The following is a 23,741-nucleotide window of genomic DNA, read 5'->3' as shown; positions in this document are numbered from 1 at the left end:
CGATGAATACGCAATCCACACCCATTACATTGATCGGCGTTCCCCTTGAGGAAGGCTCCGGCCGCCGCGGCGCCGGCATGGGCCCGACGGCGCTCCGTATCGCCGGCATCGAAACGACGCTGATCGAACTCGGCCACCGCGTCACCGACAGCGGCGACCTGCGTCCCGCTCCCGCCGCCGACCTGCCGGAGCATCCGCATGCCCATAACCTGAAGATCGTCGGCGCCTTCACGCGCGCGCTCGAGGCCAAGGTCTATGATGTCGCATCGTCCGGAAGCTTCCCGCTGATCCTCGGCGGCGACCACAGCCTCTCCATGGGCAGCGTTTCCGGCATGGCGCGCCATGCGGCGGAGGTCGGTCGTCCCCTCTTCGTCCTCTGGCTGGACGCACATTCCGATTTCAATTCGCCCGCCACATCGCCATCGGGCAATATTCACGGCATGCCCGTCGCCTTCTTCTGCGGCGAGGCCGAAATAGCAGGCGTTCTGCCGGCAGGCAGGCCGCTGGTCGATCCGACGAAGGTTTTCCAGGTCGGCATCCGCTCCGTCGATCCGCACGAGCGCGAGGAAATCCGCGAGCATGGTGTCAACGTCTTCGACATGCGGTCGCTCGACGAACAGGGCGTGGCTGCCATCATACGCAAGGTGCTCGATACGGTCAGCGCCGCCAACGGCCTGTTGCATGTCAGCTTCGACGTCGATTTCATTGATCCTGAGATAGCGCCTGGCGTCGGAACGACCGTGCCGGGTGGCGCGACCTATCGCGAGGCCCATCTCATCATGGAAATGCTCTCCGACAGCAGCCTGGTTTCGTCGCTCGATCTGGTCGAACTCAATCCTTTTCTCGACGACCGTGGCAAGAGCGCCCGCGTCCTCGTGGAAATGGCGGCAAGCCTCTTCGGCCGGCGCATCTTCGATCGTCCGACAAGAGCGGCGTAGCCGCGCATTTTCATGATCCCGAACCAACATAGTCGGGATCATGCCCGTTTCGGCGGACAGGCGCGTTTCATCCTCTTACTGTCGAAACCGCTTGTATAGGTTTAGGTTTAAGCAATGTTCTTGCTCTATCGTCACGCTAATACGCCGAATCTGGCGTCACGTTTCAAATGGGAAGAACGTTCATGGCCACGATCAATTCCACCAGCTTCAGCGGCGATACTCTGGAGATCATTGCCTTTCGCCTTCATGAGCAGGAGTTCTGCGTCAAGACCACCACGATCCGCGAAATCCGCGGCTGGGCGCCGTCCACGCCAATTCCGCACGCACCGGCCGATGTCATCGGCGTCATGAACCTGCGCGGCTCGGTCATCCCGATCATCGATCTTGCCTACAAGCTCGGCATGCAGAGCACCGTCGCCAACGAGCGCAGCGCCATCGTCGTCGCCGAAGTCCACAACATGGTCATCGGCATGCTGGTCGATCGCGTCTCCGACATCCTCACGATCGCCTCGAGCCAGGTGCAACCGGTTCCGGAAGTCACGGCATCCTTCGACCGCGCCTATTGCGAAGGCATCATCGCCACCGAGAACGGCATGATCTGCTTCCTGAACCTCGCCAAGATGTTCAAGGAAAGCGAAGCGGAAGAACTCGCCGCATAGTTCTAGCGGAACGTCCCTTTTTGAGAACCGTCACCTTCTCGGTGGCGGTTTTTTATTTGGCATTGAGATAGCTCCACCATCGATTCTGGAGCGAGGGTAAAAATACAATCTAAACATTCCCGCGAAGCGGATGCGCTACATACGCCTGCCAAATCGCTCTCCTTGCAATCCCGGCGAGGCCCCTCTATTTTTCGCTTGGGCACATGAACCAAAAGGAGGTTGCCTATGACATCGCGGGACGCCTGATACACGACTACCGTGACTACTGCCTTTCCAAAGGCATCGACTACGCATGCTTTCAATCCGTACGGCCGCACGACGATACCACGCTCTTCTGCAGCGCTGGCATGCAGCAGTACAAGCCGCTCTTCTCCAATCCTTCCCACAAGGGTACCCTCTCGAACAGTCAGGCTTGCCTGCGGATGGGAGATCTCGACGAGATTGGCGACGGCACACACTTCCTCCACTTCACAATGCTTGGGCTATTCTCCTTCCGGGAGATGACGCTGTCCGATGCCATCGAGTTCTGGCTTGAATTCCTCGCGCGAACCGGGGTGCGGCCGGACCATGTCACGATCCATCCGGACAGGATCGACGAATGGACGCCGCTCTATCGCGGTCGTATTCCCATCGTCGTGGATCCGGAATGCATGTGGAGCGACGGCAGCATCAGCGGATACTGTACCGAGTTCTACAAGGACGGGATCGAGATCGGCAATATCGTCAATCCGCTCGGCACCTGTATCGACGCCGGCTTTGGAGCTGAGCGCCTCGACATGCTTTCGAACGGGACCTCGCCGGAGAACGCTCTCGAGACGCTCTGCAGCACGGTTCTAAAGATCATCGAGAGCGGCTACCGTCCGGGGAACAAGGAGCAGGGCTATGTGCTTCGCAAGCTCCTGCGCCGGGTCCACTCCCTCGGCGGCTCGTTGGACCACCCGTTCTTCCAGGAAGAGGTGGAGCGTCAAAACCGTCTCGTTCGGAAGTATGAGCGGCTCCGTCACAGCTATCCCGACAAGTCCATCGAATGGTGGTTCGACACCCATGGCATCGACCCGGAGACGATTTCGTCTTACGGAACCTGATGCAACGATTTGGGTGTCCCGCAAGTCGCATTGACGAACGGGACACCTAAAACCAGGAGCCTTGTCTCTGCGGACTCTTCCTTGGCAGCGGTCGCCGTCCAATGGCGCTTTTATCCGAACGAACTCTCAACCGAACACCTACACACTCCAGCCAGCCGCCCCATATGGCGGCGGAGGAGCCGAGCAGCACGAAGAACAGCGTATAGATCCAGCCGAGATCGCTGACGCAACTCCTCCTCATTTCAAAGACCGGCACTTACACCTTAGCGGGAATCGTATTCGCGGACGGATTCCCCCCTCTCCATCCCATCATCCTCGTCAACCTGTATGCTAAGCCGGTTTTACTTTTTCGGCCGGCGCCGGCCTGTGGATCAGCGGGGCCGCCTCCAGCACGAGAGGGCTCAACCCGCTATCGCCATGGTCGATGAGCTCGAAAAGCTGACGCCGCATGCGCGGCTCCCAGAATTTGTTGATATGCGTGGCAACACCATTCACCGCTTCGCTTGCAGGCTGCGTCTTGAAGAAGGTCGCGATCTGGTTCGCCATATAGATGAGCTTCGTTTCGGTCTTGCCGTGAGGCTTGTCGTCAGGCGACATCGGCGATGCTCCCCGTAATAATGCGATGCGGATGGGTGAAAATCTCGAAGTCGTCGCCACGCACGAGCGCCACAAGCGTCAGGCCGGCCTCGTCGGCCGTGCGAATGGCAAGCGCCGTCGGCGCGGAAATAGCGACGAGCACTGAGCTGCCCAATATGGCAGCCTTCTGCACCATCTCGACGGATAGCCGGCTGGTGACGGCCACCACGCCGTCCGCTCCCTTGCGACCGGAGCGGATGACGGCACCGCAGAGCTTGTCCAGCGCATTGTGCCTGCCGACATCCTCGCGCACGGCAAGCAGTCCTTCTGCCGGGATATAGAACCCCGCTCCATGCACGGCCCGCGTCTCGCGGTGCAGCGGCTGGGCGTCATTGAGGAGAGCGATGGCGCGGACGATATCCTTTTGCGACAGTGACAGCGCAACCCCGGAAACATCCGGCACCTTGCGCACCGCCTGCTCGATCGATTCGATGCCGCAGAGACCACAGCCGACGGGACCCGCCATATGCCGCCGCCGGACACGCAACGCGTCGGCCACGTCATCGACCAGCGTGATCTGCACATCGATCCCTTGCTCGTCCTCGATAGGCTCAACGGCGGCGATCTGGTCGATATTCGTAATGATGCCCTCTGTCAGGCTGAAGCCGACAGCAAAATCCTCGAGATCGGCGGGCGTTCCCATCATGACGGCATGCGAAGAGCCGCCATAGGAAAAGGCGATCGGTACCTCTTCGGGGACGATACGCGAACCCGAATTGATGACGCCGTTGCGGCGCGCGGTTTCGGGGACGGTGGTGGTGGGGGTGAATTTGGTCATTACCGGGTCTCCCCTTCTCCCCCTCGGGGAGAAGGTGGTGCGGAGCGCCGGATGAGGGGGGCGAGGAGCGACAGCTCCGCGCGCAAGCGAAGCGCAGTTCTAACCACGCGGAAACACCTCCTCATCCGCCCTGCGGGCACCTTCTCCCCGAGGGGAGAAGGGGAAAGCATATCCATCGTCACTCCGCAGCCTCCATTTTCCCGGCAATACGGCGAGACTGCCGGGCCTGCTCATCGTATTCGACCTGCCACTGCGACGGGCCGTTGGACGGCGAGACCTGTACCGCCGTCACCTTGTATTCCGGGCAGTTCGTCGCCCAGTCGGAATAGTCCGTCGTGATGACATTCGCCTGCGTGTCCGGATGATGGAAGGTCGTGTAGACGACGCCCGGGGCGACGCGGTCGGTGATCAGCGCCCGGAGCGTCGTGTCGCCGGAGCGGCTCGTCAGCTTGATCCAGTCGCCGTCGCGAATGCCGCGCTGCTCGGCATCGTGCGGATGCATCTCCAGAAGGTCCTCTGCGTGCCAGACGACATTCTCCGTTCGCCGCGTCTGCGCGCCGACATTGTACTGGCTGAGAATGCGTCCGGTCGTCAGCAGCAGCGGGAAGCGCGGGCCGATGCGTTCGTCGGTCGCGACATATTCCGTGCGGATGAACTTGCCCTTGCCGCGCACGAAGCCATCGACATGCATGATCGGCGAACCAAGCGGCGTCTTCTCGTTGCAGGGCCACTGCACCGAGCCCATTTTTTCCAGATAGTCGTAGGAAACCATGGCAAAGCTCGGCGTGGTCGCAGCGATCTCGTCCATGATCTCGGACGGATGCGTGTAGCTCCAGCCCAGACCCATGGCCTGCGCCATCTTCTGCGTCACTTCCCAGTCGGCATAGCCGTTGCGCGGGCTCATGACCTTGCGCACGCGGTTGATGCGGCGCTCGGCATTGGTGAAGGTGCCGTCCTTTTCGAGGAAGGTCGAGCCGGGCAGGAAGACATGGGCGTAGTTGGCCGTCTCGTTCAGGAAGAGATCATGGACGACGACGCATTCCATCGCGGCAAGGCCGGCGGCGACATGCTTGGTATCCGGATCGGACTGCAGGATGTCCTCGCCCTGGATGTAGAGACCCTTGAACGTGCCGTCGACGGCGGCGTCGAGCATATTGGGGATGCGCAGGCCCGGCTCCTTGTCGAGCTTCACGCCCCAGAGCTTCTCGAAGATATCGCGCGTCGCATCGTCGGAGACGTGGCGATAGCCCGGCAGCTCGTGCGGGAAGGAGCCCATGTCGCAGGAGCCCTGCACATTGTTCTGGCCGCGCAGCGGGTTCACGCCGACGCCGGGCCGGCCGATATTGCCCGTCACCATGGCGAGATTGGCGATCGCCATGACTGTCGTCGAGCCCTGGCTGTGTTCGGTGACGCCGAGGCCGTAATAGATCGCGCCGTTGCCGCCCTTGGCAAAAAGGCGAGCGGCACCACGCACGAGATCGGCGGGAACGCCGGTATATTTTTCCGTTTCCTCAGGGCTGTGCTGCGGCTCGGCGACGAAAGCAGCCCAATCCTCGAATTCGGACCAGTCGCAGCGTTCGCGGATGAACTTCTCGTCGAACAGGCCCTCGGTAACGATGACATGGGCGAGCGCCGTCAGCACGGCGACATTGGTGCCGGGCTGCAGCGGCAGGTGATAGCTCGCCTCGACATGCGGCGTGCGCACCAGATCGATGCGACGCGGATCGATAACGATGAGCTTGGCACCCTGGCGCAGGCGCTTCTTCAGGCGCGAAGCGAAGACCGGATGGCCGTCCGTCGGGTTGGCTCCGATGACGAGGACGACATCGGAATGCTCGACGCTGTCGAAATTCTGCGTGCCGGCAGAGGTGCCGAAGGCCTGACCCAGGCCATAGCCTGTTGGAGAGTGGCAGACACGGGCGCAGGTATCGACATTGTTGTTGCCGAAGCCGGCGCGCACCAGCTTCTGCACCAGGAAGGTCTCCTCATTGGTGCAGCGCGACGAGGTGATGCCGCCGACGGATTCGCGGCCATACTGATATTGAAGGCGTTTGAACTCGGTGGCTATATGGGCAAAGGCTTCGTCCCAGGTGACTTCACGCCAGGGATCGCTGATCTTTTCGCGCACCATCGGGTTGAGGATGCGGTCCTTGTGGGTCGAATAGCCATAGGCGAAGCGGCCCTTGACGCAGGAGTGGCCGCGATTGGCCTGGCCGTCCTTCCAGGGCACCATGCGCACCAGTTCCTCGCCGCGCATCTCCGCCTTGAACGAACAGCCGACGCCGCAATAGGCGCAGGTGGTGACGACCGAATGCTCCGGCTGGCCGATAGCAATCACCGATTTTTCGGTCAGCGTCGCCGTCGGGCAAGCCTGCACGCAAGCGCCGCAGGAAACGCATTCGCTGTCGATGAAATGCTCATGCATGCCGGGCGAGACGCGCGAGCTGAAGCCGCGGCCCTCGATGGTCAGCGCGAACGTGCCCTGCACCTCTTCGCAGGCACGCACACAGCGCGAGCAGACGATGCACTTCGAAGGATCATAGGTGAAATAGGGATTGGACTCGTCCTTCGGCATCCATTTCAGATTGATGTCGCCGCTGTTGCGCGCCTTGACGTGATTGTCGCCCTCATAGCCATAGCGCACATCGCGCAGGCCGACCGCACCGGCCATGTCCTGCAGCTCGCAATCGCCATTGGCGGCGCAGGTCAGACAGTCGAGCGGATGGTCGGAGATATAAAGCTCCATCACGCCACGGCGGATATCCTTCAGTCGATTGGTTTGCGTGTGCACCACCATGCCCGGAGAGACCGGCGTGGTGCAGGACGAAGGCGTACCATTGCGGCCTTCGATCTCGACGAGACAGAGGCGGCAGGAACCAAAGGCATCGACCATGTCGGTGGCGCAGAGCTTCGGCACCTTTATGCCGGCTTCCATCGAGGCGCGCATGATCGATGTGCCCTCGGGCACGGTAATCGGGCGGCCGTCGACGGTCAGCGTCACCATGGTTTCGGAGCGGGAGGCGGGTGTGCCGTAGTCGATTTCTGGAACGAGAGACATGGGTCTTACTCCGCCGCTTCAATCAAGGGAACCGGAGAGAAATCCTCCGGGAAATGGGTCATCGCGCTCATGACGGGATAGGGCGTGAAACCGCCGAGCGCGCAAAGCGAGCCGAACTTCATGGTGTTGCAGAGATCGGCGAGCAGAACCCTGTTCTTCTCGGGCTCGATACCGCGGGCGATCTTGTCGGCTGTTTCGACGCCGCGGGTCGAGCCGATGCGGCAGGGCGTGCACTTGCCGCAGCTTTCGACCGCGCAGAACTCCATGGCAAAGCGCGCCTGTTTCAGCATATCGGCGGTATCATCGAAGACGACGATGCCGGCATGACCGATGAGGCCGTCCTTGGCGGCGAAGGATTCGTAGTCGAAGGGCGTATCGAACAAGGCGCGCGGGAAGTAGGCGCCGAGTGGTCCACCCACCTGCACGGCCTTCACAGGTCGCCCGGTCGCGGTGCCGTCACCGATCCTGTCGACGATATCGCCGAGCGAGAGGCCGAAGGCCGTCTCGTAGAGGCCGCCATGTTTGACGTTGCCGGCAATCTGCAGCGGGATCGTGCCGCGAGAACGGCCCATGCCGAAATCGCGGTAGAAGGCCGCACCCTTGTCCAGGATGACGGGTACGGAGGCGAGCGAAATGACGTTGTTGATGACCGTGGGGCAGTTGAACAGGCCCTTATGGGCTGGTAGCGGCGGCTTGGCGCGCACGATGCCGCGCTTGCCCTCGAGGCTGTTGAGCAGCGCCGTCTCCTCGCCGCAGACATAGGCACCAGCGCCGGTGCGGATTTCCATATCGAACGCCTTGCCGGAACCAAGCACGGATGCACCAAGAATGCCGGCTTTACGGGCGATTTCGACCGCTTCGGTCATCGCGGCGATCGCATGCGGATATTCCGAACGCGTATAGACGAAGCCCTTGGTCGCGCCGGTCGCCAGGCCAGCGATCGCCATGCCCTCGATCAGCACGAAGGGATCGCCCTCCATGATCATCCGGTCGGCGAATGTGCCGCTGTCGCCCTCGTCGGCGTTGCAGACGATATATTTGCGGTCGCCCGGCGCATCGAGCACGGTCTTCCATTTGATGCCGGTCGGGAAACCCGCCCCGCCACGGCCGCGCAGGCCGGAGTCCGTGACGTCCTTGACGATGTCGGCCGCTGCCATGCCGATGGCGCGGCGCAGACCCCTAAGGCCGCCATGGGCCTCATAATCTTCCAGTGAAAGGGGATCTGTAATGCCGCAGCGGGCAAAGGTCAGACGGGTCTGCTCTTTCAGGAATGGGAGGTTTTCGACCTCCCCAAGACAGAGCTGATGCTCGCCGCCTTCGGCGAGCCCGGCATCGAATAGTGCGGGAACATCCCTGGCCTTCATCGGCCCATAGCCGATGCGCTTGCCGCCGATCTCGACTTCGACCAAAGGCTCCAGCCAGAACATGCCGCGCGAGCCGTTACGCACAATCCGCGCATCGAGGCCGCGTTTGGCGACTTCCTGCGCAATGGCCTCGGCGACCTTTTCAGCCCCGAGCGAGAGGGCAGCGGCGTCGCGGGGAACATAGATGGTCAAGGTCACTGGCGCGCCTCCTTCACGAGGTCTTCGGCGCTCTCGTCGTCAAGCCGCCCGTAAAGCTCGCCATCCAGCATTGCCGCCGGCGCGCAGGCGCAAAGCCCGAGACAGTAGACCGGCTCGAGCGTGACATCGCCATCCAACGTGGTCTGATGAAAATCGATGCCCAGCAGCTGCTTGATGCGTTCGGCAAGAGCATCGCCGCCCATCGACTGACAGGCCTCGGCACGACAGAGTTTCAGGACATGGCGGCCGGCGGGATGGTCGCGATAATCGTGATAAAAGGTCATGACGCCATGGACTTCGGCGCGCGAAAGGTTGAGTGCCCTAGCGATCAGCGGCAGCGTGTCTTGCGGCACGTAGCCGAACTCTTCCTGAATCCCATGCAGGATCGGCAAAAGCGGCCCTTCCATCGACTTCATGGTGTCGATGATAACGCCGGCACGGGTCGCGATATCGCCCGCGCCCAAATTCAAACTCATAAGCATCCTCCTGCGCATAACCCCGAAAACCGCTGGCGATTTTCGGAAACGCTTATGCGGCATTTCCTCCGTGGGTGCGCGATCGACGCACGCTGGGACAAAAGTCGCAGGGAGGAGGCCAAGGATCAATAAGGCAGTCCCGTCGTTCGATAGAAGATTTCTATCGATCCTTATCGCCTTCCGCGAGCAATCTCGCCTCATGCAACAGGGCCGAGACGAGCGGTGTGAAAGGCTCGCGATGCGTGGCGACCAGACCGACGAGATGTTCGGCATCCGGCTCTGTGACCGGGATCTTGCGGATATCGGCCGGAAAGCCGAAGGAATCGGCGATATTCTTCGGCATGATGCTCGCCCAGCGTCCGGTCTGGACATGAGAAAAAAGCACGATCATCGAATTGGATTCGAGCGTCGGCTTCGCCACGGTGCCGGCCTCCGCCAGATGCCGGTTGATGATGCGGCGGTTCTGCATGTCGGCCGTCAATAGACAAAGCCGAAGGTCGCCGACTTCCTTCCAGGTCACGCTCTCACGCTCGGAAAGGGGGCTGCCCGCCGCAGTGATCAGGTGATAGCGCTCGGCATAGAGCGGTACGCTGGTGACGCGGCCAAGCGGCTCGTTCTCAAGATAGGTGATGCCGGCATCGATCTCGAGATTTTCGAGCAGGCTCAGAACCTGCAGCGAGTTGCGTGATGTGATGGAGAAGGTGACATCGGGGTGCCGCTCCTGGAAAGGCGTGGTGATCTTCGACACCATGGCAAGCGCCGTCGGAATGGCTGCAATGCGGATATGGCCGGCAAGGCCCTTGCGCGCCGCCCGCATCTCCTCGCGCATGGTTCGGCTGTCGCCGACGATGCGCCTTGCCCATTCCAGCACGCGCTGCCCCTCCGGCGTCAGCCCCTGAAAGCGCGAGCCGCGACTGACGAGCATGACGCCGAGCTGATCCTCCAGCTGCCGGATCGCCGCGGACAAGGTCGGCTGGGTCACGCCGCATTCCTCGGCGGCGCGGCCAAAATGCTTCTGGTTGGCAAGCGCGATGAAGAATTCCAGCTTGTCGATCATTCAACTCTCCCGAATGAGACAGTTAAATGGGCTGGGCCGTCAGCGCAACATTGGAAAAAGGAGTGCGGCATAGGCCGGATCACCGCACCCCACGGGCAATCACGCGCCGCCGACGATTTCGAAGACGGTGCGCCGATTGCTGTCATCAAGAGGCCAGGCATTTTCGACGTCGGAAAGTGGAACGGTTTTGGAGGCAATCTTGAAGTTTCCCGGCACTGTTGCCCGGAGCAGCTCGGCGGTCGCGTTGATGATGCGGTCGAGAGCGATGCTTCCTATGCCGCTGCCCATCAGCGTGATGGCCGACGACCGCAGCACGGCGCTTGGCAGGCTTATCTCCGCACCGCTGATCGAGCCGACCTGGACATAGCGGATCGGTACCGCATCCTTGCCGGCCTTGGCTGCCGCGATGAGAAGGCTTTGCGCACTTTCACCCCACAAATAGTCGATGACGATATCCACGCCGGACGCGAACTGCTCCTTGAATGCATCTTCCAGAGCCGATTTATCCTGGACGAGCGGAATCGTCACATCAGCGCCAAGCCCTTCCAGATCCTTGAGACTGTCGGCATTCCGGCCTGTCGCGATGACTTTGCTCGCGCCGAGATATCTAGCGATCTGAACAGCCAGCCGACCCGAGGTCCCGGTTGCGCCGTTGATCAAAACGGTCTCTCCGGATCTGAGCTTTGCCCGCTCTTGATAGGCCGCCCATGACGACATTCCCGGATTGGCGATAGCCGCCGCCGTGACATCATCGAGCTCCTCGGGCAGTTCAACGCACTGGGCGGATCGCACCGCGGCAAGCTCAGCCATGCTGCCATAAGGTGCGTTCGGCAGAACGAAATAAACCCGCCGACCGTCGTCAAGCCGTCCCACACCATCGATCCCCACGATGAAGGGAAATTGATTGCCGGAACTATAATGCTTTCCCGACGCCCGGCTCTTCACGACCTGGCTGATTGCGGCGGCACTGACGGAGACAAGCTTTTCATCTGCGGATGGGACAGGCGCCTTGAAATCACCAAAGACAGGAACTCGCCCCGCGTCCAGTACGATTGCAGCTTTCATCGCATATTTTCCTTTTTGATCATCCATATTATGTGCATAATGCACGCATAAAGGAGACGAGCGATGGCGTCAAGAAATAATGTGCAAAATACACATATACAGCAGCAATTCCGGAAGCTCCACGCAGCAGTGCTGGATATCGTCAGCGTGATAAACCGACCGCAGCGCGACGAAGTGCTCATCAAGGAGGCCGGAATTCCGCTCGAGCGGGCGCTTTTTCCCCTACTGGTCTCAATCGAGCGCTTCGGTCCGATCGGTGTCGTCGATCTGGCGGATCGCATCGGCCGCGACTACACGACCGTCAGTCGCCAGGTCGCGAAGCTTGAGAGCCTCGATCTCGTTGCGCGGCAGGCCGGTGCTGCGGACCGCCGTGTGCGTGAGGCTGTTATTGCACCAAAGGGAAAACTGATGACGGACGCGGTGGACGCCGCTCGTGACAGGATCGGCAGCGCGATCCTTGGAGCTTGGGATATCAACGACATCGATGAGCTTGTCAGGCTCATGCGAAAATTTGCCGATGCGTTGAACGAGGATCCCCCAACTGCGTAGGAGCGACAGACCGGTGGGTGCAAGTTCAGGTAGTCGAGAGACTATTTCGTCCAGATCCTGGCCGGCTCGCAATCGCTACCGCAGTCATTTCGCTTGCCGCAGCGCCTCTCCGGAAACTCTTAGTAACCCATCTCACTACCGGCAGATGAACCTTCAATGAGCGCTATGGCGCCTCGTTCGCGAGAAACTGCATTTCTTGCGCGGGCCGTTTTTTCCAGAAGCTTCGCAAATTCGCTCAACGACACGCGATCGGCACGAAGCATTTGCCGGATCACCGGGTCTCGCAAAACTTCCGACATCGTCATTTCACTATTCTGCACGGACTATTCTCCTTCAATGCCATGAAGGCGTATTAGCGCTCCCGCATAACACTGTCGTGTCGTGCAGTTGACGATACGATGATGAATTGAAGGCCAAAACGAGGCTTGGAATGTTTCCGAGCTTCTTGTCGCCGTTCACCTCGGCCTACAGGGCAAAAAATTCGCCGCACCAGACGTTCCGGGGAAAGCGGCGGCATTCCGTCGTCAGCCGACACGCCCGACAAAGACGATCAACAATCGCTCTGACAGAAGGCCTCCTGCAGCCAATTGACCACGGTGCAGATTTCCGAACGGGCGACGGCATAGTGAATGAGCCGCCCCTCACGGCGCGTATCGACCAGCTTTTCCAGGCGCAGCCGCGCCAGATGCTGGGAAACCACCGCCTGCGGCAAGTTAAGAAGCGCCTCGAGTTCCATCACGGTTTTTTCGCGCTTGGCGAGCATGAACAGAATCACCAGCCTCGTCTCATGCGAGAGCGCTTTCAGCGAGACGCTCGCACTGCGCGCCTTCCCTGTCATTTCCTCGATATTATGCTCTGCGGCACCGCCTTGCGGTGGAGACGACGACATATCACACAGCCTCTAGTGAGAACTAACATAGGGATATGCTTATAATATTATGAATCCGCAAGTTGATTCAAAAGACACGGAGACCAAAAAAGGTCCGATTTCTCAGCAGATAAGCTGCCCGCCATTGATCTCGATCACCTGCCCGGTGATGTACCCGGAGAGCGTCGGTGCGGCGAGGAAAAGATAGGCGGGGGCACAATCTTCCGGTGTACCCAAACGCTGAAGCGGAATCGACCGGCGCGTCTGCTCCAGTTTCTCCCTTGAGGAGTAACGCTCATGGAAATCGGTTGATATCGTGCCGGGCGAGACGCAATTTACCCGGATGCCGTCGGGCGCCAGCTCTCGCGCCAAGGCCTTCGAATAGGTGGCGACGAAAGCCTTCGATGCGGAATAGATGGCAGAGCCGGGGCTGCCGCCGGTCAGAGCGGAAATCGATACGGTGTTGACGATAGCGGCTTGCCCTGCGGCCCTGAGCAGCGGCAACAATCCTCTCGTCACCTCCATGACAGCGGTCTGATTGAGGTGGACGATTCTTTCATATTGCTCGTCCGTCACTTCGCCTGCGGGAAAGCGGCCGACCATGGTGCCGGCATTATTGACCAGCACATCGACGCGATCGAATCGCTCGCTGGCGGCGCTGACGAAATCCCGCGTGCCGTTGCCGGCGGCGAAATCGCCTGAGATCAGAAAGGCGCGGCGGTCGGTTTCCGCCTCCATCAGGAAATCGGGCAAGTCGCGCGCGGAGTCGCGCCCGATATGGACGAGAACATGGGCACCGCAATCGAGAAACTGCCTGGCCACTTCCAGCCCTATGCCGCGACCGGCGCCGGTGACCACGACGTTGCGATTTTCGAACAGCTTCGGATGAAACACGACGATCTCCCCAGTCACACAATCCGCGCGTCGGTAATTGCGGAATTTTCACTTTATCATATGATGACAAAAAAACGAAAGAAAGGGAGCGAAGATCATGTTTCTATCCGGACGCCAGACGGAGATACTCGACATCGCCAAGGCGGAGGGGCGCGTGCAGGTGGAGGAACTGGCGCTACGCTTTTCGGTGACGCCGCAAACCATCCGCAAGGACCTCAACGATCTCTGCGACGGTCGCGTGCTGTCACGCGTGCATGGCGGCGCGATCTTTCCCGGTGGAACCGAGAATGTGAAATATGAGGCGCGCCGCTCGATCGCCGCGCCCGAAAAACAGGCGATCGGCCGCGCAGCCGCCGGCCTCATCCCGAACAACAGCTCGCTTTTCATCAATATCGGCACGACGACGGAAGCCGTCGGGGAGGCGCTGCTCGGCCATCACGAGCTGATGGTCATCACCAATAACATCAATGTTGCCAATAAGTTGCGGATATTCCCATCCATCGAGGTCGTCATTGCCGGCGGCGTCGTGCGCGGTTCCGATGGCGGGATCGTCGGCGAGGCAGCCGTCGACTTCATTAAGCAGTTCAAGGTCGATTACGCCGTCATCGGCGCCTCGGCGATCGATGGCGATGGCGCGCTTCTGGATTTCGATTTCCGCGAAGTGAAAGTGGCGCAGGCGATCATCGCCAATGCCCGGCATGTCATTCTCGTGGCCGACAGCACCAAGTTCGAACGTACCGCCCCGGTGCGCATCGGGCATCTATCGCAAGTGCACACTTTCGTCACCGACGAATGTCGCGTCGAATCCGTGCGGACGACCGCGGCGGAGCATGACGTTCGCCTCGTGGAAACCTCCCGCCGACAGATCTGACCGGCTCGCTTTCTGTCAAAAAACGTTCGTTTGACATTCGTATCTATTTCGTTTTAGATGGATTGATTTTCGAATTTCCATCTTCACGAGATGGGCTGACCTTTGCGGAGGGGCGGGTGAGCGAACAGATCTACGACATTTTCGTTATTGGCGGCGGCATCAATGGTTGCGGTATCGCCCGCGACGCGACCGGACGCGGCTACAAGGTCGCCCTCGCCGAAATGAACGATTTCGCCTCCGGTACATCGTCCGGCGCCACCAAGCTCATCCATGGCGGGCTGCGTTATCTCGAGCACTACGAATTCCGTCTCGTGCGCGAATCCCTGATGGAGCGCGAAGTGCTTTGGGCTATGGCGCCGCACATCATCTGGCCGATGCGCTTCGTCCTGCCCTATCACAAAGGCGGCATCCGTCCGGCCTGGCTCATTCGCCTCGGCCTTTTCCTCTACGATCATCTCGGCGGCCGAAAGCTGCTGCCGCCGACGGCGACGCTCGATATGAAGACCGACCCGGCCGGCAAACCGCTGAAGGCGCTCTTCACCAAGGCCTTCGAATATTCCGACGGCTGGGTGGATGATGCCCGAATGGTGGTGCTGAACGCCCGCGACGCTGCAGACCGCGGCGCCACGATCATGCCGCGAACGAAGGTGATTTCCGCCCGCCGTGAAGACGCGGTCTGGACAATCGAAACGGAAAACACGATCACCGGCGAGAAGCGTCTGTTCCGGTCGCGCCTGCTGGTCAATGCCGCCGGCCCCTGGGTCGATCACGTTCTGTCCGACGCCTTCGGCAAGAACCAGGTGCACAATGTTCGCCTGGTTCAGGGCAGCCACATAATCGTGCGCAAGAAGTTCTCCGATCCCCGCGCCTATTTCTTCCAGAACCCGGACAATCGCATCATCTTTGCCATTCCTTACGAACAGGACTTCACCCTGATCGGCACCACGGATCGCGACTACAAGGACGACCCGAAGGATGTGAAGATCAGCGACGAGGAAACCACTTATCTGTGCAATGCCGCGAGCGAATATTTCAAGGAGCCGGTACGAGCAGAGGATATCGTCTGGACCTATTCGGCCGTGCGCCCGCTTTACGACGACGGCGCCTCGAAGGCGCAGGAGGCGACGCGCGATTACGTGCTGAAGGTCGAAGGCGAGGAAGGCCAGGCACCATTGCTCAACGTCTTCGGCGGCAAGCTCACCACCTATCGCCGTCTGAGCGAACATGCGCTGGAGAAGATCGGCGAGGCCATCGGCCTCAAGGGCACGCCATGGACGGCCAAGAGCTCGCTGCCGGGCGGCGACTTCCCGGCCCGCGGCTATGATGCAGAAGTCGCCAAGCTGAAGTCACGCTATCCCTTCCTTGCCGATCAGCATGCGCGCCGGCTGGTGCGCCGTTACGGCACCCGCGCCAGCATGATCCTCGCCGGCGCAAAGACGATCGCCGATCTCGGCCGCTGCTTCGGAAGCGATCTCTACGAGGCGGAGGTGCGCTATCTGATGGAACATGAATGGGCCTATACGGCTGCTGATATTCTCTGGCGCCGCTCCAAGAAAGGCCTTTACCTTTCGAAGGAAGAAGCCGTGGCGCTTGACGGTTACATCGCCGAGAGCCGAGTCCACGCATAAAGCTCTCGCCTCAATCTTCGGGGTCGAGCAAGCGCGGGCCCGCCCCCTCTTCGGAAAGCCTGTCCCAGGGATTTCGCAGCGGACAGCTTTCCAGCGAGAGGCAGCCGCAACCGATGCAGCCGTCGAGCTGATCGCGCAGGCCTTGCAGGCGCCTGATCCGTGCATCGAGATCACTCTTCCATAGTTCAGAAAGCGCTTTCCAATCGGCCGCCGTCGGCGTGCGCCCCTGCGGCAGTGCCTCGAGCGCCGCCTGAACGTCGGCAAGGGGAATGCCGACCCGCTGCGCCACCTTGATGACGGCGACCCTGCGCAGCACCTCGCGGGGATAACGGCGCTGGTTGCCACGGCTGCGATGGCTTTCGATCAGCCCCTTCGCCTCGTAGAAATGCAGCGCCGAAACCGCCACGCCGCTCCGCGCCGCCACCTCGCCGACCGTCAGCAGTCTGGAAAATTGATTGGGCTCGATTTTTTCCATGATACGCTATTGACCTCAACTTTACTTGAGGTCTTATAACCCGAGCTCCAAACCGCGTAAAGCAGGAGCAAGGCATGACAGAATCAACCCGGCTGGCGATCGTTTATGGCAGCACGCGTCCGGGCCGCCTATGTGACCGGGTGGTCAATTGGGTCGCCCGGGAACTGGTGCACTACCCCCTCATTGAGATCGACATCATCGATCCCCTCGAATTCGATTTACCGTCCCAACATGAGCGCGAGCACGCTGGAGTCGCCGCGCTTTCCGCCCGGCTTTCGCGGGCGGACGCCTTCATTGTCGTGACGCCTGAATACAATCACAGTTTCACGGCCTCGTTGAAATTCGTGCTCGATCTCGTCTACGAGCCATGGCACGGCAAACCCGTCGCCTTCGTTTCCTATGGCGGCATCTCCGGCGGCCTGCGCGCCGTCGAGCAGTTGCGGCTGGTCTTTGCCGAACTGCATGCCGTGACCGTGCGCGACACCGTGAGCTTCGCCAACCCCTGGGGCAGGTTTGCCGAGGACGGCTCGCTCGAAAATCCGATCGAGGCGCGTCAATCGCTGGTTCGATTGATCGCGCGGCTGAACTGGTGGAATGCCGCCCTGAAACCGGCCCGCGTCACCCGGCCCTATCGCTCGGTCGCTGCCTGATCATCACGCGCAATATCCGAATCCGGTCTTTCGTTTCTGGCAGGTGCGAAAGGCTGGTTTGACGTCCGGGCCCTCCTCCACCACGGACCCGGACGTCTATCACTCGCCGGAGCGAGACACAGTTGGCGCATAATCGCGACGATACTTGCCGATACCGCATCGATGGCTTAACCCACTACGGAGAAGATTTCGGCGGGGAGGCTGATGGATAAGACCGCGCGCCTGGGAGGAGCGGATTTCATGCGCGCCGTCGCATGTCTGATGGTCCTCGTTCACCATCTCGTGCTTCGAATGAATTTCTACAAGATCCCTCCGAGCCTGGATCTGACCTTCATATTGGCTCGTTTCGGCAATCACGGCGTCTCGGTCTTCTTCGTGCTTAGCGGCTTTCTTCTCGCACGTCCCTTCTGGCTGGCTCTGGATAAAGCCCAGCCGCTGCCGTCGCTGAAGATTTACGCGATGCGCCGAGCCGCGCGCATCCTTCCGGGCTTCTGGGTCGCCCTGACGGTCGGCTTCCTGATCAGCTTCACGATCTATGGCTTTCCGCTCGATGCGGAGCTCGTCAGCCGCTATGTCGCCGGCTTTTTCCTGATGAGCCAATGGCATTGGCGCACCTTTTTCCCGGTACAGGGCGACGGGCCATTGTGGTCGATCCCCTTCGAGACGACCTGCTATGTCCTGTTGCCGATTGGCTTCCTGCTGCTGTTCAATGAGAAGCTCAGAGCGCGCTCCGCTCTCGTCAGTCGCCTGCTATGGATCGGCATCATCGCGGCCGCTCTGATCGGCCATTGGCTGATAGTTACCTATCTTCCAACGGACAGCGCCGGGCGGGGATGGCAATATGGCTTTCAGGGCGGCGCCAAGGAATGGATGCCGCGCTACAACCCCATCGGCTTCTTCGCAATATTTGCGATCGGCGCACTGGCGGCCGGAATCCAGACCATCGTCCCCGCCCGCCGTTCGACAATATACGATGTCATAGGCGCGCTTGCGATCATTATGGGCGCATGGCAGCTACCGCAGTCGATCGGCGGCCCGGGGGAAGGCTATGCCTGGCTCGGCATTCCCTATCAATTCCCGCTGCTTCCGCTGGCGGTCGCCATCGCTCTTTGCACTCTGCCGCAATCGCTGTTGCTGGCAAAGGTGCTCGACAACCGCCTAAGCCGCTATGTCGCCACCGTCTCCTTCGGTGTTTACATCTGGCAGGATATCGTCCTGACGCTGATGCCACAGCTCCTCCCCTCGTCCTTCGGCTCAGGCTCGGACGACGTGCTGGGCGGTTGGATAGTCTCAAGCCTGATCGCAACCGCCATCATCTTCGCCATCGGCACGCTAAGCTATATGCTGCTGGAACGCCCCGTCATCGATTGGGCACGGACACGAGAAAACAGAGCCACCCGACCCGCCACTGCGTGACGGGTCGGGGAGAATATCATCGCGGAACGGAAGCGCCTCAGACGCGCGTCGCCTTCAGACGCTCCTCATCGAGAACGATGCCGAGACCCGGCGCTTCCCCGAGATCCAGCCAGCCCGCTTCGTGCTTCAACGGCGATGCCATCGGATAGTCGCGGCGCGCCTCGCTCCATTCCGGATTGTCATAGGGATATTCGAGCCAGGCGACATCGCCGACCCCTGCGCTCAAATGCGCATTGGCGAGAACGCCGATGCCGTTCGTCCAGGAATGCGGGGTGAACTGCACGCCCGCCTCGCGCGCCTGATAGACGAGCCGCCGGCACCCGGTGATGCCGCCAACGAGTGCGACGTCGGGCTGCACGACATCGAAGGCGCGCTCCTCGATGATGTCGCGGAACTCATAAAGCTCTCGCGTCATCTCGCCGCCGGCGATGCGCAGCGATGTCGCCTGCTTCAGCTCCTTCATGCCCTTGCGGTCGGACCGATGCAGCGGCTCTTCCATCCAGTAGACGCCGAGACGTTCCAGTTCTCTCGCCACCGTCAACGCATCCTTGAACGTCCAGGAGAGCGTCGTATCCCAGGGCATGCGCCAGCCCTGATTGCAATCGACCATGAGCTCCAGCCTGTCGCCGACGCGGGCGCGGATCGCCTCCAGCGCCTTGACGTCTTCGCGCCAGCCGCCACGGCCACCTGCCGACGAGGAGAAGCGCACCTTCATCGCCGGAAAGCCTTCCTCGATGTAGCGCTCGGCCTGATCGGCCATTGCTGACGGTTCGCGCAGCACGCCGGAGGATGCATAGAGCCGCACGCGGCTGGCGCGGCCGCCCAGCATGCGCCAGACAGGCTCGCCGGTGACCTTGCCGGAAAGATCCCACAGCGCCAGATCCATCGGCCAGCAGCGGCCATAATGGAAGTTGATATGCGACAGCACTTCGTAGTGACGCTCGAGATGCCGGGGATCCTGCCCTATGAACAGATCCTCATGGCCCTCGAAGCCCTTCATGAGATCGCCGGAGCCGATGCCTTCGCGGCCCTCGTCATCCCTGACGCGCACGATGGTCGCATCGAAGTGCCGGCGCGGGCGGCCGTCCCAACTCGCCTTGAACGCCGGATCGAGCGGCAGGCGATGATGGGTGATCTCTATGGAAACGATCTTGCTCACGGTAGCTACCCTCTCTCCCCGAGCATGATCCCGAAACGCCCGAAGCCGCTTTCGAGACCATGTTGATTTTTATGTCTTAGCCGAATTGCTGCCAGATGGTCTTGTAGTCGCAATATTTGTCGATCGCATGCACCGAGCGGTCGCGCCCAAAACCAGACTGCTTGAAGCCGCCGAAAGGTGTGGCGAAGTTCGACATGTCATAGGTGTTGATCCATACCGTGCCAGCATGGATCGCTTCGGAAAGGCGATGCGCCCGATCCATATCCTTGGTGAAGACGGCGCCGGCGAGGCCGTAGATCGTATCGTTGGCGATCCCCAGCGCTTCCTCTTCCGTATCGAAGGGAATGGCGGCAAGCACAGGCCCGAAGATCTCCTGCCGCGCCAGGCTCATGTCATTGGTCATGTCGACGAAGACGCCCGGCGAGACATAGTATCCCCCGGTCTCGCTCAGAACACGCTCGGCTCCGAAGGCGCGGCGCGCGCCTTCCTTCTCCCCGGCCGCAATCATCGCCAGCACCTTGTTCATGTGCTCTTCCTCGATCAGCGCGCCGATCTGGGCGCCGGGATCGAGCGGGTGCTTCAGCGCAATATCCGAGCGCGTCACCGCCTCGATCTTCTCGATCAACTTGTCCTGCACCGAGCGCTGCACGATCAGCCGCGTCGAGGCATGGCAAGTCTCGCCGGAATTGTAGAAGCAACCCCAGGCGGCAGCGACCGCGGCCGCATCGAGATCGGCATCCTCGAAGACGACGAGCGGCGACTTGCCGCCGAGCTCCAGCGCCACGCGCTTGACGTTCGATTGCGCCGCATAACCCATGATCAGCTTGCCGACCTCGGTCGAGCCGGTGAACGCGATCATGTCGACATCCATGTGCAGCGCCAGCGGCTTGCCCGTCTCCTCGCCGTAACCGGTCACGACGTTGAGGACGCCGGCAGGCAGGCCCGCCTCGAAGCCAAGTTCGGCCAGGCGGATCGCCGAAAGCGAGGATTGCTCGGCCGGCTTCAGCACCACGGAATTCCCGGCAGCGATAGACGGCCCGAGCTTCCAGGCATCGATGATCATCGGATAGTTCCAGGGCGTGATCGCGCCGACCACGCCAATCGGCACCTTGCGCACCAGTGCGCGGGCATTCGGGCCTGTCGGGGCGATCTCGTCATACATCTTGTCGATCATCTCGCCGTAGAACTGGATACCGTCGGCGCAGAGACGCACGTCGACACCAAGCGACGCCATGACGGGCTTGCCGACGTCAAGCGTCTCCAGCATGGCAAGCTCATCGCCATGGGCACGGATCAGCTCGGCCCATTTCAGCATGATCCTCTTCTTTTCCAGCGGCTCTTTCTTCCGCCAGACACCACTTTCGAAGGCGGCGCGGGCGGAAGTGACGGCGGCGTCGATATCGGCGGCATTGCCGCGCGCCAATTGCGCGCCGGGCTTGCCGTCCATCGGGCGGATGCGGGTGAAGGTCTCGCCGGAAGAGGAAGCGCGAAAGGCGCCGTCAATGAAGTGGCGCCCCTCGAGCTTCAGGCTGGAGAGAACATTTTCCCAATAATCGCGTGTGTATTCCTTGGTCATCTCAGATTCCTTTCGGCAGCGCCATGACGGCGGCCGCAAAATGATCGATGTCGGCATCCGTCACATCGCGGATGGTCGAGCGCCGCATGGGCTGGTTTTCCGGCGCGCGCATCTCGCGGGCAAGATCGGTGGCATCGAACGGCTTAAAGGCTGATGGCAGCGACCGCGTGATCCCGCAACGATCCATCCAGTCGGAGACGAAGGCCGGCAGTTCGGCGGCATTGGCCACGCCGCAAGCCTTTGCCGCCGCATTCAGTTCTGGCGTATCGGCTTCGACCAGCCAGCCAAGCGTCGCCTCGAAGCCGAGCGCGGTCGCAAGACCATGATGGACCGGCGCCAGGCCCGCCAGAGCATGGCTGACATTGTGGGCGATCGCCGTGCCGCAATTGTCGATGGCGATGCCGGCAAAACAGGAACCGAGCAGCACATCGCCACGGGCGGCGATGTCATCCGGCTGCTTGACCGCCGTCTCCAACGCGCCTGTTATCAGCCGCAGCGCCTGATGCGCATAGAATTGGGCGCCGCGATGGGTGTTGCGGTTCGTCGCCGCCTCGAAAGCATGGATGAAGGCATCAAGGCCGCACCACGCCGTCAGGTTGGCCGGCAGCGTCTTCGTCAGCGCCGGATCGAGGATGACGAGATCCGCCTTCGTCTCCGGACCCCAGATCCAGAGCTTCTTGCCTTCCGGCCCGGCAAAGATGTTCGTTGCCGAGGTCTCCGAACCCGTGCCGGCCGTGGTGGGCACCATGATCTTCTTCAGCGGGTTCTTCGGCAGCGGGTTGGCGGCCAGTGCGTAGTGCATCGGGTCCTTGCCGGAGGCTGCGCAGCAAGCGACGATCTTGGCGATATCCAGCGCCGAGCCGCCGCCGATGCCGATCACCATATCCGCGCCCTCAGCGACCTGAATGGCGGCCTGCAGATGCGCGAGTTTCGGCTCGCCGGAAAAGTCCGAGAAGACCTGCGTCTTTACACCGGCTTCCGCGAGCTCAGCGCCGATCTTGCCGGCAAGGCCCGACTGCGCCAGGAAAGCGTCGATGACAAGCAGAACGGCTCCGACGCTATCGAAGGATTTGACTGCTGCGGGAAGGTCGGACAGGGCGCCGTCGCCGAAACGAATGTCTGGGATGGCGGAAATGGAAAAGGACACGAGGGATCCCCTGATAAATGCGGCTGATATGATGTCGTGATCCTGCATCACAATTTCAGATCTTCAAATCCGGGCAATTATCAGGAATATTGATGATCTGAAGTTATGGAGAGCCCATGCTCGAGAAAATACCCCTGGAAGCCTTCCGCGTCTTCGACGCCGCCGCCCGCGCGATGAATTTCTCCCGCGCCGGCCGAGAGCTGAACATCACCCAGGCCGCCGTCAGTCGCCGCATCAAGGGACTGGAGGACCACCTCGGCGCGACGTTGTTTACCCGGCGCGGCCGGAACCTGGCACTGACGCCGGAAGGCGAACGGCTGTTCCAACGTGTACGCGCCACGCTGGAATATCTGGAAGAGAGCCTAGAGCCCTTCCGGGCCGGCACGGGCGAAATCATCTCCATCGCCGCCAGCGGCTCCATATCGCATCTCTGGCTCGGACAACGACTGAGGGATTTCGGCAAGGAAAGCCCCGGGATCTCCGTGCGCCTGCTGACGACAGACGTCCATTCCGAACTCGCATCGGAGAACAACGATCTCATCATCATCTATTCCACCGGCGAGCATCCGCGCTGGAGCCTGACGCCGCTGATGAAAGAGGTGCTGGTGCCCATCGCATCACCAGACTACCTGGCAATTCGCGGATTGAACCCGCAGGCATTGACGTCGGTTGATATTGCCGCGCTTGATCTTATCGATTACGAGCGTGCCAACGCCCACTGGATCAGCCTACGTCAATGGTTCGGCCGTATCGGCGACCCCTTGAAAGGCAAGCTGCCGAGACCGCGCCTTTCCTTTTCGACTTATATCATGGCTGTGGAGGCGGCGCTTAGGGGCGAAGGCATAGCGCTTGGCAGTCTCGGCCTTGTCGAAGAGTATCTGCAATCCGGTGCGCTCGTCACCGTCGGTACCGACCGTGTCGAGAGCGGCTTCGGATACTATCTCGGCGCACCACGCTTCCGTTCGCTGTCTCCGGAAGCGTTGCAGTTGCACCGGTTCCTGCTGCGCGGACAACAGGCCTGATGCGATTTTGGGAGGAATATCCCCGCTGCTTCCGCCGTGAGAAGTCGGAGATTTAAAGGGGTTGCGGTCGCTCACCACCCGCCCTCGTGGTTCGAGGGCGCTTACGCGCCACCTCACCATGAGGGCTAACCCGTTGCGCAAGACCTCGCACTCAACAAACCTCACGCCATTG

The 23,741-nt window shown here is 61.0% G+C and carries 23 protein-coding genes; 9 read left to right on the top strand and 14 right to left on the bottom strand.

What is annotated here, in order from left to right:
- Nucleotides 1-2: 2 nt before the first annotated feature.
- The 3 genes from rocF (at nt 3) to GA0061101_RS05755 (ending at nt 2,682) form a co-directional block, all read left to right on the top strand.
- Nucleotides 3-938 (top strand): arginase, encoded by a 936-nt coding sequence (gene rocF / locus GA0061101_RS05765; protein ID WP_037196750.1) that lies wholly within the window; start codon nt 3-5, stop codon nt 936-938.
- Between the two features lie 182 nt (nt 939-1,120).
- Nucleotides 1,121-1,597, top strand: coding sequence for a chemotaxis protein CheW (locus GA0061101_RS05760; RefSeq protein ID WP_034481767.1), 477 nt, complete (start codon nt 1,121-1,123; stop codon nt 1,595-1,597).
- 203 nt (nt 1,598-1,800) lie between these two features.
- Nucleotides 1,801-2,682, top strand: a complete 882-nt coding sequence (locus GA0061101_RS05755; protein ID WP_092573217.1) for an alanine--tRNA ligase-related protein — start codon at nt 1,801-1,803, stop codon at nt 2,680-2,682.
- 330 nt (nt 2,683-3,012) lie between these two features.
- On the opposite strand, the gene GA0061101_RS05750 is transcribed toward GA0061101_RS05755, so the two are convergent.
- From GA0061101_RS05750 to GA0061101_RS05720, 7 genes are all read right to left on the bottom strand, one after another.
- Complete coding sequence (locus GA0061101_RS05750; RefSeq protein WP_037196755.1) at nt 3,013-3,279, bottom strand: formate dehydrogenase subunit delta; 267 nt, start codon at nt 3,277-3,279, stop codon at nt 3,013-3,015.
- The gene (fdhD, locus tag GA0061101_RS05745) at nt 3,269-4,096 is read right to left on the bottom strand and encodes a formate dehydrogenase accessory sulfurtransferase FdhD (protein ID WP_092573216.1); all 828 of its coding nucleotides are present in this window, start codon (nt 4,094-4,096) and stop codon (nt 3,269-3,271) included. The genes GA0061101_RS05750 and fdhD overlap by 11 nt, the downstream gene beginning before the upstream one ends.
- 178 nt (nt 4,097-4,274) lie before the next feature.
- On the bottom strand, nt 4,275-7,154 hold the full coding sequence (fdhF, locus tag GA0061101_RS05740) for a formate dehydrogenase subunit alpha (RefSeq protein ID WP_092573215.1): 2,880 nt from the start codon (nt 7,152-7,154) through the stop codon (nt 4,275-4,277).
- 5 nt (nt 7,155-7,159) lie between these two features.
- A complete protein-coding gene (locus tag GA0061101_RS05735; protein ID WP_092573214.1) occupies nt 7,160-8,716 on the bottom strand; it encodes a formate dehydrogenase beta subunit in 1,557 nt (518 codons plus the stop codon).
- Nucleotides 8,713-9,192, bottom strand: a complete 480-nt coding sequence (locus tag GA0061101_RS05730; protein WP_092573213.1) for a formate dehydrogenase subunit gamma — start codon at nt 9,190-9,192, stop codon at nt 8,713-8,715. The genes GA0061101_RS05735 and GA0061101_RS05730 overlap by 4 nt, the downstream gene beginning before the upstream one ends.
- Nucleotides 9,193-9,352: 160 nt before the next feature.
- Nucleotides 9,353-10,249, bottom strand: a complete 897-nt coding sequence (locus GA0061101_RS05725; protein WP_092573212.1) for a LysR family transcriptional regulator — start codon at nt 10,247-10,249, stop codon at nt 9,353-9,355.
- A 99-nt stretch (nt 10,250-10,348) separates the two neighbouring features.
- A complete protein-coding gene (locus GA0061101_RS05720) occupies nt 10,349-11,314 on the bottom strand; it encodes a quinone oxidoreductase family protein (protein ID WP_092573211.1) in 966 nt (321 codons plus the stop codon).
- A 63-nt stretch (nt 11,315-11,377) separates the two neighbouring features.
- On the opposite strand from GA0061101_RS05720, the gene GA0061101_RS05715 reads away from it, so the two are divergent.
- Nucleotides 11,378-11,863, top strand: a complete 486-nt coding sequence (locus GA0061101_RS05715; protein ID WP_047553546.1) for a MarR family winged helix-turn-helix transcriptional regulator — start codon at nt 11,378-11,380, stop codon at nt 11,861-11,863.
- A gap of 119 nt (nt 11,864-11,982) precedes the next feature.
- Here GA0061101_RS05715 and GA0061101_RS05710 read toward each other — a convergent pair whose 3' ends face one another.
- From GA0061101_RS05710 to GA0061101_RS05700, 3 genes are all read right to left on the bottom strand, one after another.
- On the bottom strand, nt 11,983-12,183 hold the full coding sequence (locus GA0061101_RS05710; protein WP_131511877.1) for a hypothetical protein: 201 nt from the start codon (nt 12,181-12,183) through the stop codon (nt 11,983-11,985).
- Between the two features lie 230 nt (nt 12,184-12,413).
- Nucleotides 12,414-12,752: an ArsR/SmtB family transcription factor gene (locus tag GA0061101_RS05705; protein WP_092573210.1), complete on the bottom strand. Its 339-nt coding sequence runs from the start codon at nt 12,750-12,752 to the stop codon at nt 12,414-12,416.
- Nucleotides 12,753-12,854: 102 nt separating this feature from the next.
- Entirely contained in the window at nt 12,855-13,625 is a 771-nt protein-coding gene (locus GA0061101_RS05700) for an SDR family NAD(P)-dependent oxidoreductase (RefSeq protein ID WP_047554355.1), read from the bottom strand.
- Nucleotides 13,626-13,722: 97 nt separating this feature from the next.
- Between GA0061101_RS05700 and GA0061101_RS05695 the strand changes: the two genes are divergently transcribed.
- On the top strand, nt 13,723-14,496 hold the full coding sequence (locus GA0061101_RS05695; RefSeq protein WP_034511659.1) for a DeoR/GlpR family DNA-binding transcription regulator: 774 nt from the start codon (nt 13,723-13,725) through the stop codon (nt 14,494-14,496).
- Nucleotides 14,497-14,612: 116 nt separating this feature from the next.
- The gene (gene glpD / locus GA0061101_RS05690; RefSeq protein ID WP_047637958.1) at nt 14,613-16,124 is read left to right on the top strand and encodes a glycerol-3-phosphate dehydrogenase; all 1,512 of its coding nucleotides are present in this window, start codon (nt 14,613-14,615) and stop codon (nt 16,122-16,124) included.
- A 10-nt stretch (nt 16,125-16,134) separates the two neighbouring features.
- Here the strand turns inward: glpD and soxR are convergent, their stop codons facing one another.
- Complete coding sequence (soxR, locus tag GA0061101_RS05685; protein WP_047553554.1) at nt 16,135-16,599, bottom strand: redox-sensitive transcriptional activator SoxR; 465 nt, start codon at nt 16,597-16,599, stop codon at nt 16,135-16,137.
- A gap of 74 nt (nt 16,600-16,673) precedes the next feature.
- Between soxR and GA0061101_RS05680 the strand changes: the two genes are divergently transcribed.
- Both GA0061101_RS05680 and GA0061101_RS05675 read left to right on the top strand, forming a co-directional pair.
- Nucleotides 16,674-17,249: an NADPH-dependent FMN reductase gene (locus GA0061101_RS05680; RefSeq protein WP_037196772.1), complete on the top strand. Its 576-nt coding sequence runs from the start codon at nt 16,674-16,676 to the stop codon at nt 17,247-17,249.
- A 204-nt stretch (nt 17,250-17,453) separates the two neighbouring features.
- Complete coding sequence (locus GA0061101_RS05675) at nt 17,454-18,665, top strand: acyltransferase family protein (protein WP_047553563.1); 1,212 nt, start codon at nt 17,454-17,456, stop codon at nt 18,663-18,665.
- Between the two features lie 37 nt (nt 18,666-18,702).
- Here GA0061101_RS05675 and GA0061101_RS05670 read toward each other — a convergent pair whose 3' ends face one another.
- The 3 genes from GA0061101_RS05670 to GA0061101_RS05660 form a co-directional block, all read right to left on the bottom strand.
- Entirely contained in the window at nt 18,703-19,824 is a 1,122-nt protein-coding gene (locus tag GA0061101_RS05670; protein ID WP_092573209.1) for a mandelate racemase/muconate lactonizing enzyme family protein, read from the bottom strand.
- Nucleotides 19,825-19,900: 76 nt separating this feature from the next.
- Nucleotides 19,901-21,400 carry an aldehyde dehydrogenase gene (locus tag GA0061101_RS05665; protein ID WP_092573208.1) on the bottom strand — a complete coding sequence of 500 codons (1,500 nt, stop codon included), beginning with the start codon at nt 21,398-21,400 and terminating at the stop codon, nt 19,901-19,903.
- A gap of 1 nt (nt 21,401) precedes the next feature.
- Nucleotides 21,402-22,547: an iron-containing alcohol dehydrogenase gene (locus tag GA0061101_RS05660; RefSeq protein ID WP_092573262.1), complete on the bottom strand. Its 1,146-nt coding sequence runs from the start codon at nt 22,545-22,547 to the stop codon at nt 21,402-21,404.
- Nucleotides 22,548-22,663: 116 nt separating this feature from the next.
- On the opposite strand from GA0061101_RS05660, the gene GA0061101_RS05655 reads away from it, so the two are divergent.
- Entirely contained in the window at nt 22,664-23,569 is a 906-nt protein-coding gene (locus GA0061101_RS05655; protein WP_047553573.1) for a LysR substrate-binding domain-containing protein, read from the top strand.
- Nucleotides 23,570-23,741 lie beyond the last annotated feature (172 nt).

This window comes from Martinezella lusitana, assembly GCF_900094565.1.
Classification (GTDB): domain Bacteria; phylum Pseudomonadota; class Alphaproteobacteria; order Rhizobiales; family Rhizobiaceae; genus Rhizobium; species Rhizobium lusitanum.
This window is presented reverse-complemented; position numbering and strand designations above follow the sequence as displayed.